Source organism: Zhongshania aliphaticivorans, assembly GCF_902705855.1.
GTDB classification, from domain to species: Bacteria; Pseudomonadota; Gammaproteobacteria; order Pseudomonadales; family Spongiibacteraceae; genus Spongiibacter; species Spongiibacter aliphaticivorans_B.
This window is the reverse complement of the sequence record NZ_CACSIJ010000011.1, coordinates 245,128-262,923: the sequence shown is the minus strand read 5'-3', so window position 1 is coordinate 262,923 and position 17,796 is coordinate 245,128. Positions and strand designations below refer to the sequence as shown.

18 protein-coding genes and 2 tRNA genes are annotated in these 17,796 nt (G+C 50.6%); 12 read left to right on the top strand and 8 right to left on the bottom strand.

The annotated features are described in order from the left end of the window. Positions 1 to 5 precede the first annotated feature (5 nt). Entirely contained in the window at positions 6 to 218 is a 213-nt protein-coding gene (locus GVJ32_RS18440) for a cysteine-rich CWC family protein (protein WP_159239072.1), read from the top strand. Here the strand turns inward: GVJ32_RS18440 and GVJ32_RS05655 are convergent, their stop codons facing one another. After that, the gene (locus GVJ32_RS05655; protein ID WP_159239071.1) at positions 219 to 584 is read right to left on the bottom strand and encodes a hypothetical protein; all 366 of its coding nucleotides are present in this window, start codon (positions 582 to 584) and stop codon (positions 219 to 221) included. It lies immediately after the preceding gene. Positions 585 to 808: 224 nt separating this feature from the next. On the opposite strand from GVJ32_RS05655, the gene cysZ reads away from it, so the two are divergent. Next, positions 809 to 1,540 carry a sulfate transporter CysZ gene (gene cysZ, locus GVJ32_RS05650; protein ID WP_159239070.1) on the top strand — a complete coding sequence of 244 codons (732 nt, stop codon included), beginning with the start codon at positions 809 to 811 and terminating at the stop codon, positions 1,538 to 1,540. On the opposite strand, the gene rhlB is transcribed toward cysZ, so the two are convergent. From rhlB to hemA, 6 genes are all read right to left on the bottom strand, one after another. Further along, positions 1,537 to 2,922 (bottom strand): ATP-dependent RNA helicase RhlB, encoded by a 1,386-nt coding sequence (gene rhlB, locus GVJ32_RS05645; protein ID WP_159239069.1) that lies wholly within the window; start codon positions 2,920 to 2,922, stop codon positions 1,537 to 1,539. The two genes, cysZ and rhlB, sit on opposite strands and share 4 nt — an antisense overlap. A 43-nt stretch (positions 2,923 to 2,965) precedes the next feature. Beyond that, complete coding sequence (locus GVJ32_RS05640) at positions 2,966 to 3,769, bottom strand: HvfX family Cu-binding RiPP maturation protein (RefSeq protein ID WP_159239068.1); 804 nt, start codon at positions 3,767 to 3,769, stop codon at positions 2,966 to 2,968. Positions 3,770 to 3,867: 98 nt separating this feature from the next. Further along, on the bottom strand, positions 3,868 to 4,617 hold the full coding sequence (moeB, locus tag GVJ32_RS05635) for a molybdopterin-synthase adenylyltransferase MoeB (RefSeq protein WP_200841359.1): 750 nt from the start codon (positions 4,615 to 4,617) through the stop codon (positions 3,868 to 3,870). Beyond that, a complete protein-coding gene (gene prmC, locus GVJ32_RS05630; RefSeq protein ID WP_159239066.1) occupies positions 4,617 to 5,477 on the bottom strand; it encodes a peptide chain release factor N(5)-glutamine methyltransferase in 861 nt (286 codons plus the stop codon). Before prmC ends, moeB begins: the two co-directional genes overlap by 1 nt. Then, positions 5,477 to 6,559, bottom strand: a complete 1,083-nt coding sequence (prfA, locus tag GVJ32_RS05625; RefSeq protein WP_159239065.1) for a peptide chain release factor 1 — start codon at positions 6,557 to 6,559, stop codon at positions 5,477 to 5,479. Before prfA ends, prmC begins: the two co-directional genes overlap by 1 nt. A 30-nt stretch (positions 6,560 to 6,589) precedes the next feature. Beyond that, positions 6,590 to 7,861: a glutamyl-tRNA reductase gene (hemA, locus tag GVJ32_RS05620; RefSeq protein ID WP_159239064.1), complete on the bottom strand. Its 1,272-nt coding sequence runs from the start codon at positions 7,859 to 7,861 to the stop codon at positions 6,590 to 6,592. 135 nt (positions 7,862 to 7,996) lie between these two features. On the opposite strand from hemA, the gene GVJ32_RS05615 reads away from it, so the two are divergent. From GVJ32_RS05615 to GVJ32_RS05570, 10 genes are all read left to right on the top strand, one after another. Continuing rightward, positions 7,997 to 9,805, top strand: coding sequence for a tetratricopeptide repeat protein (locus tag GVJ32_RS05615; RefSeq protein WP_159239063.1), 1,809 nt, complete (start codon positions 7,997 to 7,999; stop codon positions 9,803 to 9,805). Next, positions 9,798 to 10,388 carry a lipoprotein insertase outer membrane protein LolB gene (gene lolB / locus GVJ32_RS05610; RefSeq protein WP_159239062.1) on the top strand — a complete coding sequence of 197 codons (591 nt, stop codon included), beginning with the start codon at positions 9,798 to 9,800 and terminating at the stop codon, positions 10,386 to 10,388. Before GVJ32_RS05615 ends, lolB begins: the two co-directional genes overlap by 8 nt. Beyond that, complete coding sequence (gene ispE, locus GVJ32_RS05605) at positions 10,388 to 11,233, top strand: 4-(cytidine 5'-diphospho)-2-C-methyl-D-erythritol kinase (RefSeq protein WP_159239061.1); 846 nt, start codon at positions 10,388 to 10,390, stop codon at positions 11,231 to 11,233. Before lolB ends, ispE begins: the two co-directional genes overlap by 1 nt. A gap of 22 nt (positions 11,234 to 11,255) precedes the next feature. Further along, a tRNA-Gln gene (locus GVJ32_RS05600) sits at positions 11,256 to 11,330 on the top strand. A 154-nt stretch (positions 11,331 to 11,484) separates the two neighbouring features. After that, positions 11,485 to 12,417, top strand: coding sequence for a ribose-phosphate pyrophosphokinase (locus GVJ32_RS05595; protein WP_159239341.1), 933 nt, complete (start codon positions 11,485 to 11,487; stop codon positions 12,415 to 12,417). A gap of 86 nt (positions 12,418 to 12,503) precedes the next feature. Next, the gene (locus GVJ32_RS05590; RefSeq protein WP_200841346.1) at positions 12,504 to 13,130 is read left to right on the top strand and encodes a 50S ribosomal protein L25/general stress protein Ctc; all 627 of its coding nucleotides are present in this window, start codon (positions 12,504 to 12,506) and stop codon (positions 13,128 to 13,130) included. Between the two features lie 39 nt (positions 13,131 to 13,169). Next, positions 13,170 to 13,757, top strand: a complete 588-nt coding sequence (gene pth / locus GVJ32_RS05585; protein WP_159239060.1) for an aminoacyl-tRNA hydrolase — start codon at positions 13,170 to 13,172, stop codon at positions 13,755 to 13,757. Positions 13,758 to 13,763: 6 nt separating this feature from the next. Continuing rightward, on the top strand, positions 13,764 to 14,855 hold the full coding sequence (gene ychF / locus GVJ32_RS05580; RefSeq protein WP_159239059.1) for a redox-regulated ATPase YchF: 1,092 nt from the start codon (positions 13,764 to 13,766) through the stop codon (positions 14,853 to 14,855). A gap of 74 nt (positions 14,856 to 14,929) precedes the next feature. Beyond that, positions 14,930 to 15,006 (top strand) — tRNA-Met (locus tag GVJ32_RS05575). A gap of 445 nt (positions 15,007 to 15,451) precedes the next feature. Next, entirely contained in the window at positions 15,452 to 17,080 is a 1,629-nt protein-coding gene (locus GVJ32_RS05570; RefSeq protein WP_159239058.1) for a PKD domain-containing protein, read from the top strand. 66 nt (positions 17,081 to 17,146) lie between these two features. On the opposite strand, the gene GVJ32_RS05565 is transcribed toward GVJ32_RS05570, so the two are convergent. Next, positions 17,147 to 17,449, bottom strand: coding sequence for a recombinase family protein (locus tag GVJ32_RS05565; RefSeq protein ID WP_235035075.1), 303 nt, complete (start codon positions 17,447 to 17,449; stop codon positions 17,147 to 17,149). Between the last annotated feature and the right edge of the window lie 347 nt (positions 17,450 to 17,796).

The window sequence follows — 17,796 nt, the reverse complement described above, 5'->3', positions numbered from 1 at the left end:
AAAAAATGTCTACCGCCAACCCTGTTTCCTATGCCAATCCAATGCGCTGCCCACTTTGTGAGCAAGAGAACCAATGCGCCGTAGCCGCAGGAAGCGAGCCATCACGCTGCTGGTGTATGACAACCAAGATAGACGAACAGGCTAAGCGACGAGCTGCTAGCAGCGGCACAGAAAAACGGTGTCTCTGCCAACAATGCGGATGCCCTATCAGCAAGTAACTACTGATAACTCTCCGCCATTTTCTCATAGCGGGCGCACTCTGGGGTTTTCTCGTCGCTCATATTTTCGATTTGTTCACAGCTCAACGTCGTCATAGATTTCATACATGCGCTTGCCGGCTCATAAAGAGGATGCGCCGCAGCCACACTATTAAATTGCTGCTGAATAGCTACACATGCGCCCTCCAAGCTCGCGATGACCATTGCGCGTAAATCCGGCGTCAAATCTGCTTCGCCCATATTCTTCAGCGCGCAAGACTTCATTTTTTCGCACATAATATTGTAAGACTCGCCTAAATCGTCGGCCTGCACGCTACCCGACATAGCAAAGATCACAGCCACTACAACCCCATATATTACTTTCATTAGACGCATCCCTCAGTCATTGCACTAAATATTAAATCGCCGCGCTTTATCTACCCGCACAAACACGAGCCTTCACAAGCCAGCGTTCAAATCGTTATTATGGTGACGATAACCGAATTTAAACAAACAAACTCAACCCCAAAAAGCATAACGACTTTGGCAGGCAGGGGAAAGCGAGCAAATCGCCAAACCCCAAAATTTAATTGTTGCAGGTAATGTTTAATATGAATGCACGCCCACTTAGCGGTCCAGACTATTTATTGCGCGGCTTCAAAATTATCCGACAACCGGGCATACGCCTATTTGTTGCTATTCCACTGCTTATTAATTTTATTATTTTTGGTGCATTCACCACCCTAACACTAGAAGCGATGTCGGGCTGGATCAACCAAGTCGTTGAATGGCTACCCACTTGGCTAGACTTTTTACGCTGGATTCTGTGGCCACTGGCGGTGATCTTAGTATTAGCTATTGTGATGTATATATTCAGCACAGTAGCCAATATTATTGCCGCCCCCTTTAATGGGCTGCTAGCGGAAAAGGTTGAGGAGATGCTCACCGGGCAAGAGGTCGCTGGCCGCGAAACCATCGCGATGGCCATCGCAAGTTTTCCCAAAAGTATCGGCCGCGAATGCCAAAAGCTGCTGTACTACTTCGGCTTCGCCATCCTCACTCTCATCGCGAGCTTTGTGATTTCACCGCTGGCACCGCTGCTGTGGTTTGCCCTAAATGCATGGATGATGGCAATAGAGTACTGCGACTACCCCATGGACAATCACAAACTGAGTTTTAAAGATGCAAGGAAACGTATTGGCAGCCAGCGCGGCACCAGCTTTAGCTTTGGCGCGCTCGTGATGTTGGGCACCATGGTACCAGTTTTGAATTTATTTATTATGCCCGCCGCGGTCTGCGGCGGTACCTTGATGTGGGTAGAGCGATTTAAAGATAAAACTTAGCGCACACCCGCAATCAGGTGTTCTGGTGGGCGCTCGCAGGGTAATTTCATACCTAGTTCAGCTTCAATACCTGGCAACAAGAAGGCATCATCCTCGCAGGCAAAGCTGATAGAAGTGCCGGTTGCACCAGCGCGACCAGTACGGCCGATGCGATGCACATAGTCGTCGGCATCTTCAGGCAAGGTGTAATTAATAACGTGACTCACGCCATTTACGTGGATACCACGACCGGCAACATCCGTCGCCACCAAACACTCAATCTCGCCATCCTTAAATTGTTGCAGCGTTCGCGAGCGCTTATTTTGCGGAATTTCGCCCGACAAAATACCACAGCGAATGCCCGCCTTCTGCAGTTTTTCAAATAAACGTCGGGTTTCATCACGGCGATTAGCGAAAATAATCACACTGGTTGCGCTCTCATGGCGAACAATATTGAGCAGCAATTTAAATTTATCCTGCGACTCAACCAAATAGACTTTTTGATCAACGGTATCCGTTGCCACACTTTCTGGTTCAATTTCAATATTGACCGGCTCGTCAGTCCACTGCTCGGTAAGTCGAATAATGTCATCGGTAAAGGTCGCGCTAAACAAGAGCGTTTGACGATGGCTTTTACGAGGGCAAGAACGCACGATGCGTTTCACCTGTGGAATAAAGCCCATATCCAACATGCGATCAGCTTCGTCGATAACCAGAATTTCTATCTGATCGAGATACAGGTCTTTACGGCCTTCAAAGTCCAACAGCCGACCTGGCGTCGCCACAACGATATCGACCATGCCAGCCAATTTATCCTGCTGCTTCTGGTAATCCATACCGCCAATTAACGTAACCACATTCAAGCCGCAATACTTACCAAGCATACGGGCATCGTCGCCGATCTGAACCACGAGCTCTCGTGTTGGCGCAATAACCAATGCACGAGGCTCGCCGGCAAAGCGCTCTTCGTCTATTGGATTACTCAATAAGTCATTAAAAATGGTGATTAGGAAGGCTGCTGTTTTACCTGTGCCGGTCTGGGCCTTGCCAATAACGTCATTGCCACGCAGGGTATGAGGCAAAGAGGCCGCCTGAATTGGCGAGCAATATTTAAACCCCGTGTCGGCAATGCCGTGCATTAAACTCTCATCGAGATCAAGGTCATGGAAACGCGTCTTTCCCTCTTCTGGCTCAACTTGAAAGTCTTTAAGAGTCCAGGTGGACGCGATTTTGTCCGCTGCTTTGCTCGCGCCTCGCTCTCGTCCGCGCTTATGGGTATCGCGGTGTTTTACATTTGTATCCGCTGCGCCGGACTTAGGTATTGCACTATGCGCTTCGGCGGCGGTATTTTGACCTGCCGTTATGGGCGCCTTTTTAGCTGATCCAAACAACTTTTTTAACAAAATATACTCTTCTTACATTGCTCAATAATCAGCCATTCTAGCATCATTCATCCGCGACTGGGCCAGACTGAGTTTCTTGCGGTTTTAACGCGGGCTCTGAACTGACTTCTGACGGCGCTTGCGCCTCCTCTTTCTGTTCCACGGGCTTACTTTCCGGCTCGACAGCGGGCTCTTCTTTTTGCTCTTCAGGCTTGGGCTTAATAAATTCTCGGGCTCGGCGGTCAAGATAATAATCCAAACTAAAATAGCGACCAGCACCGCTAAACAAAAGACCTAACAACATAATGAAATACGTGGCGGCAAATTCAATACCATTGTTTAGTACTGCAAAATTACCTTTTTCAACCAGCCAGCCATAGTGGCCATATTCATTCAAAATAGTTCTCGCTCGGTCTAAGCGCTCGCCTACACCGATGCTGTTTTCCATGCTGGCCCTTGCCATTGGTACACCAATATCTGCCAAGGGTTTTGCGGTACTTGTCACAGGGTTGCTCGGTGCTATAGCAAACCAGCCGTTATCCCAATGTACGGTAACTGCCGCGACCAGCATTGCCACCATAAGTGGGATGCTAATCCAGCGCACCGCCAAACCGAACAGCAACAAAAAGCCGCCAACAAGTTCGGTATAGGTCACCAAATACGCCATGACTTCTGGGTAAGGTAAATTCAGCCCCTGCTCTAACCACATCGCTGTTGCGTCAAAATGATGAAGTTTATACAAGCCGGCAGCGAGCATAATCGGCGATAAATAGAGGCGAATTAATAAGGGTGGAATTCCATCAAGCTTTGAAAGAAGCGCAAAAATGCCATCGTGCAGAAAGTAGTAGCACCTAAGAATAAGCCTCATAGCATTCCCTCATTATGATTATTTTGGCGATATTTATTTATGGATCTTATTTTAAGATGGGCAAGATAACCACCGCGGTGCGGTATATATCCCTGAAACTAGCCCCGCAAACGGCACACTGGGCACTCCGGATCACGACGTAAATTGAGCTGTCGCAACTCCATGCTCATACCATCAATTAACAACACGCGACCAACGAGTGGCTCGCCAATACCTGCAATACATTTCAATGCTTCTAGCGCCTGCATGCTACCCATCATACCAACGATGGGAGCCAGCACGCCGCTTTCTGAGCAATTCAAGGTCGCATCATCCGCTTCTTGGTATAAGCAGCGATAGCATGGTGAGTCATCGCGTCTAAAATCAAACACGCTAAGTTGCGCCTCGCCACGGATCGCTGCGCCAGAAATAAGTGGCCGCCGCGCTAGCGCACAGGCCTCATTCAATGCAAAACGCGTTGCGAAGTTGTCGCTGGCGTCTACCACCACGTCGACGGCCTCGACCGCGGCACTTAAAGCCTTATCGCTTAAACGTCTATTCAATACCCGTAACGTCGTATCTGAATTAATCGCTTTAATACTGTCTGCGACCGACTCTGCCTTTGCCCGCCCAATATCAGCTTGGCCGTGGGCAATTTGACGCTGCAAATTACTAAGTTCAACCGTGTCGTCATCCGCCAAGTGCAATTCGCCCACACCCGATGCCGCGAGATACAAGGCAGCCGGACAACCGAGACCGCCCATGCCGACAATCAACACTTTGCTATCCAGTAGCGCCTGCTGTCCGTCGACATCTAAGCTCGGCAGAAGTATATGGCGGCTATAGCGCAATAACTGCTCGTCATTCATCATCGCCATCGCCCCCACGTTATGCGCTCATTACCACCGTAGTCGAGCTGCGATGCCACTTGTTCAAAGCCCCGCGTGCTTAAAGCCTGCCGTACCAACTCACCCTGATTGTAACCATGCTCAAGTAACAATTCGCCGCCCGCCACCAGATAGTCTGGCGACTCATTAATAATACGCCGTAAGTCTGCCATGCCACCTTCGGCGGCAACTAATGCCGACATCGGCTCAAAGCGAACGTCGCCCTGACTCAAATGAGGATCGCTGGGATCGATATATGGCGGATTGCTAACGATGAGATTAAAGCGCTTGTGGGGAATATCGCTAAACCAGCTTGAACACACCAGCTGCAGGTTTGTCAGCCCAAGGGCATCGCGGTTTCGCTGGGCCAAGGCGACGACCTCAGACGAAAAATCAGATGCCAGTACCTCCGCATCCGCTCGCTCTGACGCCAAAGCTAAAGCAATAGCACCGGTACCCGTCCCCAAATCTAATATCAGTGGGTTCTCTTGGCCCGTCAGCATTTCTAATGCGCGCTCAACCAAGCACTCAGTGTCAGGCCTAGGAATTAAGGTCAGCGGCGACACCGCCAGAGGCAATGACCAAAAATCACGCTCGCCCAAAATATGGGCAATAGGTTCGCCCGCTATGCGGCGCGCTAATAATTGCAGAAAATGCTGTTCCTGCACGACTGTCAATTCACGTTCTGGCCAGCTATATAAATAACTACGCGGCTTATCAATACAGCGACACAGCAGTAGCGACGTATCTAAATCTGGGGAATCGCTTATCGCAGACAGACGCGTTCGCATTGCCATCGCAGCCGCGATGCTCAAACTAGGCAGCCGCTGCGAGTCCGTCATTATTCTGCCAAGGCCGCCAATAGATCAGCCTGATACTCCTGTCGCAGAGGCGATACCACACAATCTACATCGCCCTGCACAAACTCATCCAATTTATACAAGGTTAAGTTAATGCGGTGGTCGGTAACCCGACCCTGTGGAAAATTATAGGTGCGGATACGCTCTGAACGGTCGCCGCTACCGACCAAATTGCGACGCTCTGTCGCTTGATCTGCTTGGAGCTTACTGCTGGCCGCATCGTTTACTTTTGCAGCCAATAAAGACATCGCCCGCGCCTTGTTCTTATGCTGCGAGCGCTCGTCTTGGCACTCCACCACGATACCAGTAGGAATATGAACAATACGCACCGCTGAGTCTGTGGTGTTAACGTGCTGACCGCCCGCGCCGCTGGAGCGGAAGGTATCGATACGCAAATCACCTTTATTAAGCTCTATGTGGTCAGCTTCTTCTGGCTCAGCCATCACTGCCACGGTACAAGCCGAGGTGTGAATGCGACCTTGAGATTCAGTTTCAGGCACACGCTGCACACGGTGCGCGCCGGACTCAAATTTAAGATGGCCGTAAACTTCCTGCCCCGCTACGCGGCTAATAATTTCTTTATAACCGCCATGCTCCCCCTGCCGCTCGCTTAAAACCTCAACTCGCCAACCTTTGCGCTCCGCATAACGGGAGTACATACGAAACAAATCACCAGCAAAAATAGCGGCCTCGTCACCACCAGTACCAGCACGTATTTCTAAAAATACGTTGTGGGAGTCGTTAGGGTCACGGGGCAAAAGCAAAGTTTGCAGCTCCAGCTCCAGTGCTTCTAACTTTTCCTTAGCAGACGCGACCTCGTCTTCAGCCATTTCGCGCATATCGGCGTCGTCTTCCGATAGCATTGCCGTCGCCTCAGCCAAATCCTCTTCCACTTGACGAAAACGGCCATAAGCCTCAACAACGGGTTCAATCTCGGCATACTCCCGAGACAAACCGCGAAAACGATCTTGATTAGCAATAATTTCGCCGTCGCTTAATAGCGCACCGATCTCTTCATATCGATCAAGCAAATTGTCGAGTTTAGTGACAATAGAGGCCTTCATATTTTCTCGCTTTTAATGTTTTAGCTACTGTCAGGAGTCGCTGTCTTTGAGCTGAAATAGTTCCCGCGCCCAGTGGATAAGATCGGTTCGCCCTTTGGCTCCCGCTTCTTTTATTTGCGTGGTCGGGCTGTGTATTAATTTATTGGTTAAACCGCGAGCGAGCTGCTCTAGCACTTGTTCGGCATCATCGCCCCGCGCCAAATTGCGCAGTGCACGGTCTAGTTCGGTGTCGCGTAGCTGTTCCGCTTGGGCGCGGTAATCTCTCACGGTGCCCACCGCATCCAAGGCTCGCAATTGCGATTCCCACTCACCCAGCGCCAAGGTAATAATATCCCCCGCCTTGCGGGCCTCACTCTGGCGAGCGCGTTTATTTTCTTCAACAATTTCGCGCAAATCATCAACGGTATACAAATAGACATCTGCTAATTCAGCAACTTGCGGTTCAATATCTCGCGGCACCGCGATATCCACCATCACCATTGGCCGATGTTTGCGCCTTTTAAGTGCACCCTCAACCGCTCCCTTGCCCAAAATCGGTAACTGGCTCGCGGTCGACGCAACGACAATATCAGCACTAACAAGGCAATGGGGAATATCCGATAGCATCACCGCCTCTGCACCGAATTTCTCGGCAAGCTCCCGTGCTCGCTCTAAGGTCCTATTGGCAATAATAAGACGCTTTATGCCCTTGTCATGAAGATGGCGAGCCACCAGTTCAATAGTTTCACCCGCGCCTATCAACAGGGCGGTACAGCTGTTTAATGAAGAAAACACATGCTGAGTTAAATTGACCGCCGCATAGGCAACCGACACAGGGTTTTCACCCACAGCGGTGTCGGTACGCACCCGCTTAGCGACTGAGAAAATATGAGCAAAGGTACGGTGCAGCACACCATTTGCAGTACCAGCATCGACAGCGACCGCATAGGCAGATTTCATTTGCCCTAATATTTGCGGCTCGCCGAGCACCATAGAATCCAACCCAGCAGCCACTTCCATCATATGTTTTAAGGCGTCATCACGACGATAATCATAGATACATGCGCTCAACTCAGCGCGATCGACATGGTGGTAAACCGACAGCCAATCCAACATGCTCGCAGCTGCCGCATCACCATCTTCACCAGCAATGCCGTAAAGTTCAGTGCGATTACAGGTGGACAATATGGCCAGCTCTGATACCCCAGTGCTGCCGACGGCATCTTTTAAAGCTTGATGCATTTGCTCAGGCACAAACGCGACCCGCTCTCGAATCGAGACGGGGGCCGAATTGTGATTAATGCCAATTACGAGCAAATTCATGAGATGCCGAGTGCCTGCCTTTCCGGAGCCGAGCTAAAATAGCAGGGAATTTTAGCAAGACAGGGGCCAAATGTGGATTTTATTACCAGCTTTTACTAAACAATCTGCGTCGAAGCCAGAACGCGCGAATTAAACATGGCTGCAACTGTCCTATGCAGCAACCCTAACCACCAGCAAAGAGCCATGCTAACATTGGCCTTTAAACACGGTACCGACATTGTCACTATGCACCAATCCTTAACCAGCCTGCTATTAAGCCTAGCCATTTTACTAAGCGGCTGCGCCATGCTGACTCCAGAGCAAGACCTAGCGCCCAACACTAAGGCCAGTGCAAAAGCAGCCGAGGTCACCCGACCGTTTCCTGAAGATGCTTTTTTTGATCTGCTTATCGCCGAGGTAGCACTTCGCAGTCAAGATCTTGAAACTGCGCTCGACAACTACACCTATCAGGCGGAAAAAACCGGCGACCTTGGGGTAATTACCACAACCGCAAAATTAGCCCAGTACCTCGGCCGTGACGAAACCGCCGCGACCTACGCTAAACAATGGGCCGATCAAGAACCCGAAGCGGCCGAAGCGTATTTCATCCTGTCTTCGGCCCTTAGCAAAACAACGAATCCACTGACCGCACTACCTTATATGGTCAAAGTATTGGAGCTTGGCGGCGACAGCAATTTCGCTGCACTGGCAGCCTCTGCACTCACGCGACCAGAACTCGAGCAAACGCAATTTTTGGGTGAACTCAATAAACAACTGAAGCTCCACCCCAGCGACAACTCCTTAAAAATTGCCAAAGCACTAATGCTGCAATATCAAAAGCAAGAAGACGCCGCCCTAGCACTCATACAAGAAGTGCTCAACGAGGAGCCCGACAATCCTCATGCGCTGCTAATTGAAACCCGCACCCTTAGCCAGCTTGGCCGCGACGCAGATGCATTAGCGCGACTACATTACGCAGTCGATCAAAACCCTCACCACAAACGCCTTCGCCATGACCTAGCACGCCGCCTAGTGAAAACTGACCTCTATCAAGCGAAAGCCCAGTACGAAGAACTTGTGCGCCAAAACCCCAGCGACCGAGATTTACTGCTAGAGCTCATGCTCATCAACCGCGAGCTCAGCAATACTGCCGAGGTAACAGCACAGCTAAAGTCGCTCAACGACAGCCCCGAGCTTCGCAGTCGTGCCAATTACATTCTTGGTCGCTTAGACGAAGAGGATCAAAACTGGCAGCAAGCAATTAGCCACTACCTAAAAGCCACCGGCGGCGACGAATTCAGCAAAGCCAGTCAGCGCATTGCGAGTATCAGTCTCGCCATCGAAAGTGCCGACAAAGCCCTAGCACGGCTTAAACATTTGCGGGTAAATCACCCAGAACAAGCGACGCATATCTATCAGCTAGAAGCTGAGATATTACGCAAAGAGGCCCGCTACCAGCAGGGTTACGACCTACTCAGTGAAGCATTATCTACCAACACTAACGACGATGAGTTGCGCTATGCGCGATCATTATTTAGCGAGAAACTAGGCAATATTGACGCAGTGGAGCACGACCTTCAGCACCTTATTGACCGCGACCCCAACAATGCAACTGCCCTAAATGCACTGGGCTACAGCATCGCCAACTTAAACAAAACCCGACTCGACGAAGCCGAGCAACTAGTCAAACGCGCTCTAGAGCTCGAACCAAATGACCCCGCCATTATCGATAGCTATGGCTGGATCATGCTTTTAAAAGGTAATATCAGCGAGGCAGTGTCGCTGCTAGAGAAAGCGTTCAAACAGACACAGGATCACGAAATTGCGGCCCATCTCGGTGAAGCGTTATGGCTAAGTGGCGACCAAGCCCGCGCAAAGTTAGTCTGGCAAGAAGGTCTAAAAGACACCCCCAACAGCCCCATAATTATGGATACGCTTCGCAAACTAGGACTTTTCAATGAGTAGCGCAACAATGTCAAACTCAACTCTCTTTCGTGGTCTAGCCCTTATTGTCGCGCTAATACTTAGCGCCTGTGCAACGCCGCCAAAGCCCCCTGCCGACAGCGAATCTCTAACTTGGCAATTACAAGGAAAAATTGGGTTCTGGCAGGGTAGAAAACAAGAAAGCGCCACGATTAACTGGTCGCAATGTGACGCCAACAGCGCCCGAATTAGACTAAGCGGCCCACTTGGTGCAGGCAGCATAGAATTATCCGCCGACCCATCTGGCGCCCGATTAATACAAAACGGCGAGAGTAGTCACGCCGACAGCATTGAAGAGCTGGCCAGCCGCGCAAACTGGCCAATACCCGTTGAAGCACTGCGCTTCTGGGTAAGAGGCCGTGCCATGTTCACTGAAAAATTAGAAGGCCGTGTAAATACCAATGGCCAACTAGAAGAACTAAATCAAATTGGCTGGCATATTACCTATCACTACCGCACCCCATTTCACCAACTACCGGATAGAATTAACGCGAAATCTGCCAATGCCCGCATTACACTTATTGTTAGCGAATGGCAGGAACAACCGGAGTTTTGCGCCAAATAATGCAAACTCTTTCGCTGCCCTGCCCCGCTAAAATTAATCTTTTTCTGAATATTACCGGCCGTCGCGATGACGGCTATCACGAGCTACAAACCTTATTCCAGCTACTCGATTACGGTGACACCCTCGTACTTAACCACCGCGACGACGGCAAATTAAACCTCAACAACACCCTCAGCGGTGTTAGCACTGAAGATAATTTGGTTTTTCGCGCAGCCCGCAAGTTACAGCCTTTTGCCCGCGACATTCCTACCGGCGCAAATATCGCCTTAGAGAAGTGCCTGCCAATGGGCGGCGGTATCGGCGGCGGCAGCTCCGACGCAGCAAGTGCGCTACTAGGCCTCAACCAGCTATGGCAGCTTGGTCTCAGCATTAATGAGCTAGCCGAAATCGGCCTTGAACTAGGCGCCGACGTTCCCGTGTTTGTGCGTGGAAAAACCGCATGGGCAGAAGGAATCGGTGAAAAATTAACCCCGCTAGAAACCCAAGAATTCTGGTATGTGGTACTAAAGCCAGACTGCCATGTGTCCACCGCTGAAATTTTTTGTCATGAACAATTGACACGCCATGGCTCTCCGATCAAAATAGCGACCTTTCTTGAGGGGGGTACCGGAAATAGTTGTGAACCGCTGGTTCGAAAACTATATCCGAAGATTGATAAAGCTTTGATTTGGCTGGAACAATTCTCTCTCGCGAAGCTAACTGGAACAGGCGCATGCGTGTTTGCTAGCTTTGAAGATCAGATAACTGCACAAGCAGTTTGCGAACAACGACCCGCTGAAATTCATGGTTTTGTTGCCCGAGGCGTAAATACCTCGCCACTGCATCGCGCACTGGGCTTACTGTAAAAAGTTATCTTAAAAAGTTTATTGGGGTGTCGCCAAGTGGTAAGGCACTGGGTTTTGATCTCAGCATCCGTAGGTTCGAGTCCTACCACCCCAGCCATTTTTACACCATGCCGCCAAAAGCGGCATGTTATTCAGAATCAGTCGCGCACAATAACGATCTGAATACTGCGCGGCTTTAGTGAACTCGCCAGTTATCACCTTATTTTTCAAAAACACACATGCCCAACAGGACTCTGACCGTGCCCAAGATGATGGTCTTCACCGGCAATGCCAATCCCGAACTTGCACGTAAAGTTGTTGAGCATTTGCACCTGCCGCTCGGCGACGCCACCGTAGGCAAATTTAGCGATGGCGAAATTTACGTAGAAGTGAATGAAAACGTTCGCGGCGCTGACGTCTTTCTTCTACAGCCAACCTGCGCACCAACTAACGACAACCTGATGGAACTGATAGTCATGGCAGACGCCATGCGCAGAGCCTCAGCCGGTCGTATTACCGCAGTTGTGCCGTATTTCGGCTACGCTCGCCAAGATCGCCGCGTACGCTCACAGCGCGTACCGATCTCTGCCAAAGTCGTTGCAGACATGATGAGCGGCGTGGGCATTAACCGCGTACTGACCGTTGATCTTCACGCAGAGCAAATCCAAGGCTTCTTTGACGTACCAGTAGACAATGTCTACGGCTCGCCCGTTCTGCTAGACGACATCAGCCGTCAACAATACCAAAATCAAATGGTCGTATCGCCTGACATTGGCGGCGTTGTTCGCGCCCGTGCTGTTGCCAAGCAATTAGATGATGCCGACCTCGCTATTATCGACAAACGCCGCCCACAAGCAGGTGTTGCACAGGTCATGCATATTATTGGCGAAGTACAGGGCAAAACCTGCTTACTGGTCGACGATATGGTCGATACCGCCGGCACACTGTGTAAAGCCGCCGAAGCACTTAAGCAGCATGGCGCAGCAAAAGTTGTCGCTTACTGTACACATCCTGTATTATCTGGCGCCGCTATTGCGAACATCAATAGCTCTGAGCTAGATGAACTGATTGTTACCGACACTATCCCGCTATCAGAAGACGCGAGAAAGTGCACAAAAATTCGCCAGCTTACCCTGGCAAATCTATTGGCCGAGTCAATTAGACGGGTCAGTAATGAAGAGTCGATCAGCGCCTTGTTCCGCTAAGCACACCGTTTAGCAACAACGTTTTTCGACATTTACCGCCGCACTGGTCGCAAGTCGGCGGTTTTCGCGTTATTAAGGAGACTATTATGTCTAGCGATTACACAGTTAGCGCCAAAGCGCGCGCAGATGTAGGGAAAGGTGCGAGCCGCCGCCTACGTCGTCTGGAAAATGAAGTACCGGCTATTGTTTACGGTGGCGAAAACGCACCGCAAATGATCAGCATTTTGCACAAAGACCTCCTATGGTTCTTGGAAGATGAAGCCTTCTTCACTTCTGTAGTAACTCTGGATATCGATGGCAAACAAGAGTCTGTTGTACTTAAAGCCCTTCAGCGTCACCCAGCTAAGCTTAAAGTACTGCACGCTGACTTTTTGCGTGTTGATGCCAACACCAAAATCACTCTGCACGTTCCACTTCACTTCTTAAACGAAGAAAGCTGTGTTGGCGTGAAAACTCAGGGCGGCAACATTACTCATGCTGCAACCGACATCGAAGTACAATGCCTACCTAAAGATCTGCCTGAGTTCATCGAAGTAGATATGGCAGCGGTTGAAACTGGCGTTACTTTGCACATTTCTGACCTGACCCTACCTGCTGGCGTAGAAAGCACCGCACTGGCACTAGGCGAAGATCACGACCAAGCTATCGCAACTGTACATGCGCCACGCGGCGGCAATGACAGCGATGACGAAGCTGCATCAGAAGAAGAGTAAGCTGACGGCCCTCCGGGGCTAACAGTAACAGGCGCCCCATTGGAAACGATAAAACTGATAGTTGGGCTGGCTAATCCCGGCCCGCAATATCACGATACACGTCACAATGCGGGCGCCTGGTTTGTTTCAGAGCTAGCCCGGCAACAAGGCTGCGCACTCAATAGCGAACCGCGATTTTTTGGCGACACGGCCAGAGTTCATTACCACGGCCACGACCTGCGCCTACTTATTCCCACTACGTTCATGAATCGCAGCGGGCAAGCTATCGCCGCACTCGCTAACTTTTACAAAATTCCACCAGAAGCCATACTCGTCGCCCACGACGAACTGGATATCCCCCCCGGCACCGCACGTTACAAAAATGGTGGCGGTCACGGTGGGCATAACGGCCTGCGCGACACAGTTGCCCAACTCGGCAACAATAGTAAATTTCATCGACTCAGAGTCGGTATCGGCCATCCCGGCCACGCCTCTCAAGTTACCAATTACGTACTTGGCAAGCCACCAACGGACGAGCGGATCAGCATCGATCACTGCATAGACGAAGCACTTCGCACGCTAGAAGACGCAGTCCGTGGCGACTGGGCCAAAGCCATGAACCAACTACACAGCTACAAACAAGGGTAATATCACATGGGATTTAACTGCGGCATCGTCGGACTACCCAATGTCGGCAAGTCCACCCTCTTCAATGCACTGACCAATGCCGGCATTGACGCGGCCAATTTCCCGTTCTGCACCATCGAACCCAATTCCGGCATTGTCATGGTACCGGACCAACGCCTGCATGCCTTGGCCGCCATTGTTAAACCCGAGCGCGTACTACCCGCCACCATGGAGTTTGTCGACATTGCCGGCCTCGTCGCCGGCGCCTCCAAAGGCGAGGGCCTCGGCAACAAATTTTTAGCCAACATCCGTGAAACTGACGCCATTGCTCACGTAGTGCGCTGCTTCGACAACGACAACATTATTCACGTTGCCAATAAAATTGACCCCGCCGCCGACATCGACATTATCAATACCGAGCTGGCACTCGCCGACATGGAAAGCATCGATAAACAATTACAAAAAGTAGTTCGCGTTGCCCGCAGTGGCGACAAAGAAGCCACCACACTCAAAAACCTGTTTGAAAAACTACTGGCGCATCTTGACCAAGGCAAACCTGTCCGCTCACTAACACTCGACAGCGAGGAACTCGCCCGCACCAAGACTCTGCACCTACTTACCATAAAACCCACAATGTACATCGCCAACGTTAACGAAGACGGCTTTGAAAACAACCCGCACTTAGACGTCGTTCGCGCCATCGCCGCCGAAGACGGTGCCATCGTAGTGCCAATATGCAATAAACTTGAATCGGAAATTGCCGAACTAGACGATGAAGAGAAACAGGAATTCCTCACCGACCTCGGCATGGAAGAAGCTGGCCTCGACCGCGTCATTCGCGCTGGCTACGAACTACTTGGCCTACAAACCTACTTCACTGCAGGCGTAAAAGAAGTTCGCGCCTGGACCATCCCAGTTGGCGCCACCGCACCACAATCAGCGGGCGTGATTCACACCGACTTTGAAAAAGGCTTTATTCGGGCAGAAGTTATCGCCTACGACGACTACATCCAATACAAAGGCGAACAAGGCACCAAAGACGCTGGAAAATGGCGCCTAGAAGGCAAAGACTACGTCGTTAAAGACGGCGACGTCGTCCATTTCCGCTTCAATGTGTAACACATACTGATCCGCGCTTGACAAGGTGCGCTTATCCTTGGAAAATGCGCGCCTTCTCTCGACAGAGAGACTGTGGCAAGGTAGCTCAGTTGGTTAGAGCACAACACTCATAATGTTGGGGTCGGCGGTTCGAATCCGCCCCTTGCTACCATTATTCTAAAAACCACCCAATGGTGGTTTTTTTTCGTCTCCCGATAAGGACGCCGCCCTCGGCGGGTGGATGAGAACCGCCGCACGGTTCGATAAAATACGACGAGTATTTTATACATGGCGCAGCCCGAAGGGGCGATAACAGACCAAAGCCTGTTACTGCCCAATCCGCCCCTTGCTACCATTATTCTAAAAAACCACCTAATGGTGGTTTTTTCATCTATCGAAAATACCAAACACGACGGAAGCCATATCCACAAGCTCAGTAAATCAACGCCTAGACTTACCATCTAGCTTTTTTATGTGACCCATGAAGTGAGGACACACTTCACAAAATCCATTTGATGGCCAAAAGAAAGCGCTTCCACTACGAGTACAAAAGTATTCACTAACATAGGAAATTCATCTAGAATCCGGCCGCATAAACAAAACAAGGATTTAAACATATGGAAATTAGACAATTACTTAGAGCTATCTTTATCTTAATTTTAACTGCCACCATCGTAGGGTGTGGTGGCGGTGGCGGTGGAACACCGGAAACCCCTCCGGACAGCACTGCCAACAGCGCCCCCACCGCTAACGCTGGCCCGGATCAGAACGTAACAACTGGTACGCTCGCCTCTCTAAATGGCAGCAGCAGCTCCGATGCCGACGGCGATTCTCTTACTTACTTATGGTCTACCACATCAAAGCCTAACGGCAGTGCCAGCTCTCTTTCAAACACCACTGCCGCGAANCCACAATTCTCAGCTGACGTAGACGGTCAATATACTTTCCAGCTCGTCGTTAACGATGGCGAGCTAAATAGTTCCCCTGACTCCATTACGGTAACAAGCAGCACTGCCAACAGCGCCCCCACCGCTAACGCCGGCCCGGATCAGAACGTAACAACTGGTACGCTCGCCTCTCTAAATGGCAGCAGCAGCTCCGATGCCGACGGCGATTCTCTTACTTACTTATGGTCTACCACATCAAAGCCTAACGGCAGTGCCAGCTCTCTTTCAAACACCACTGCCGCGAATCCACAATTCTCAGCTGACGTAGACGGTCAATATACTTTCCAGCTCGTCGTTAACGATGGCGAGCTAAATAGTTCCCCTGACTCCGTTACGGTAACAAGCAGCACTGCCAACAGCGCCCCCACTGCTAACGCTGGCCCGGATCAGAACGTAACAACTGGGTTTTTAGCAACTCTGGACGGCTCCGCCAGCTCTGATGCCGATGGTGACCCGCTGAGTTATTCGTGGACTATCACTTCCAAACCCAGTGGCAGCGCTAGTACGATATCGTTTAGCACTGACGTAGACCCATTTTTCGCCCCTGACCGTGATGGGCAATATGTTTTCCAGCTCATCGTAAATGATGGCCAAGCTAACAGCGCCCCCGACTCGATTACGGTAACTAGCAGCGGCGGCAATAGCCCCCCAACCGCCAACGCTGGAGCCGATCAGACTGTCTTAGTGGGCGACGTTGCCCAACTAGATAACAGCAATAGCTCAGACGCTGATGGCGACACCTTAAGTTATTCTTGGAGCTTTGTGTCCAAACCAAATGGCAGTGTGTCAGCTTTATCCGATGCCACCCAAGCCTCCCCAACATTTTTAACTGACCAGGCAGGCAGTTATGTACTGAGTTTAGTTGTCAACGACGGCACCGAGAACTCCAATCCAGATTCCGTCACAATTACAGCTTCCACCCCCAAAGTAAGACTTTATACAAAAGGGAATGGCATTTTCGACCCTACAGAGAACGAAGTAGGCCTCCCATATTCCAGCCAAGGCACGAACAATTCGTCAATTATAGGGAGCGACGTAATCACGCTAGGAGAATTTCGCCTAGAAGCCTTGGGTACAGACTTCAATGTAACATCGCTTCAGGCCATAGATAGAAATGGAATTGTTGCTCCGAGATTTGTTGGGCTGGTTAACGGCGATACCGTTAGTGCCGGCAGCTCAATCAGCTTCAAACTAGAAACACCAAAAACCAACAACCAGCAGGCTGATTTGTTGTTCTCATTTACTATCCAAGAAACTGGCGAGACATTTAGCTTTCAGCGCTTAGTTACGACCAACTAGCAAAGCCCTTTCAGACCTAAGCAGCATGTAAAGCTTTGCCTACTTTGCGCTGCTTGGGTTCGATTACTATAAATTCCAATGTCGCTTTACCGTGACCAAGCTAAGGCAAAGACACTTAGCTGCACCAGATTGACTCAGCCCCTCCATTTTGGCCACCGGAACAGCTTTTGTTGTTGACATGGCCACCGGTCTTCCTAAGCGAACACCGTTCGTTTTAGCCCTTGCCAAGCCTTCCTGAGTACGCTCCCTGATACGATTACGCTCAAACTCACTGAATGCCGAAAATGCCTGAAACATCAAACGGCCCTCCGCGCTTGCTAAATCCACATTAGGTAGATCAAGGCTCCGCAAACTTACTCCCCTCTCCATCAATACGGTAATTGTCTTTTGTACGTCGATGGCACCACGACCCAAGCGGTCGAGCTATAGAGCGGCTGAAGATGCTGGAATCACTGCATGCGCACAAATCGATGATGCAGCTCCATCCCAGTGCCAGTGCCAGGGTCAGCTTCAATTCCCCGAAACACCACCGTGCGGTTCGATAAAATACGACCAGTATTTTAGACGGCGATAGCCGCCCGAAGGGGCAATAACAGGCCTGAGCCTGTTATTGATCAATCCGCAACCCCGCCCCCTTGCTACCATTATTCTAAAAAACCACCTAACAGTGGTTTTTTTCGTCTATCGAAAAGTACACCGTCCTCGATCGGTGGATG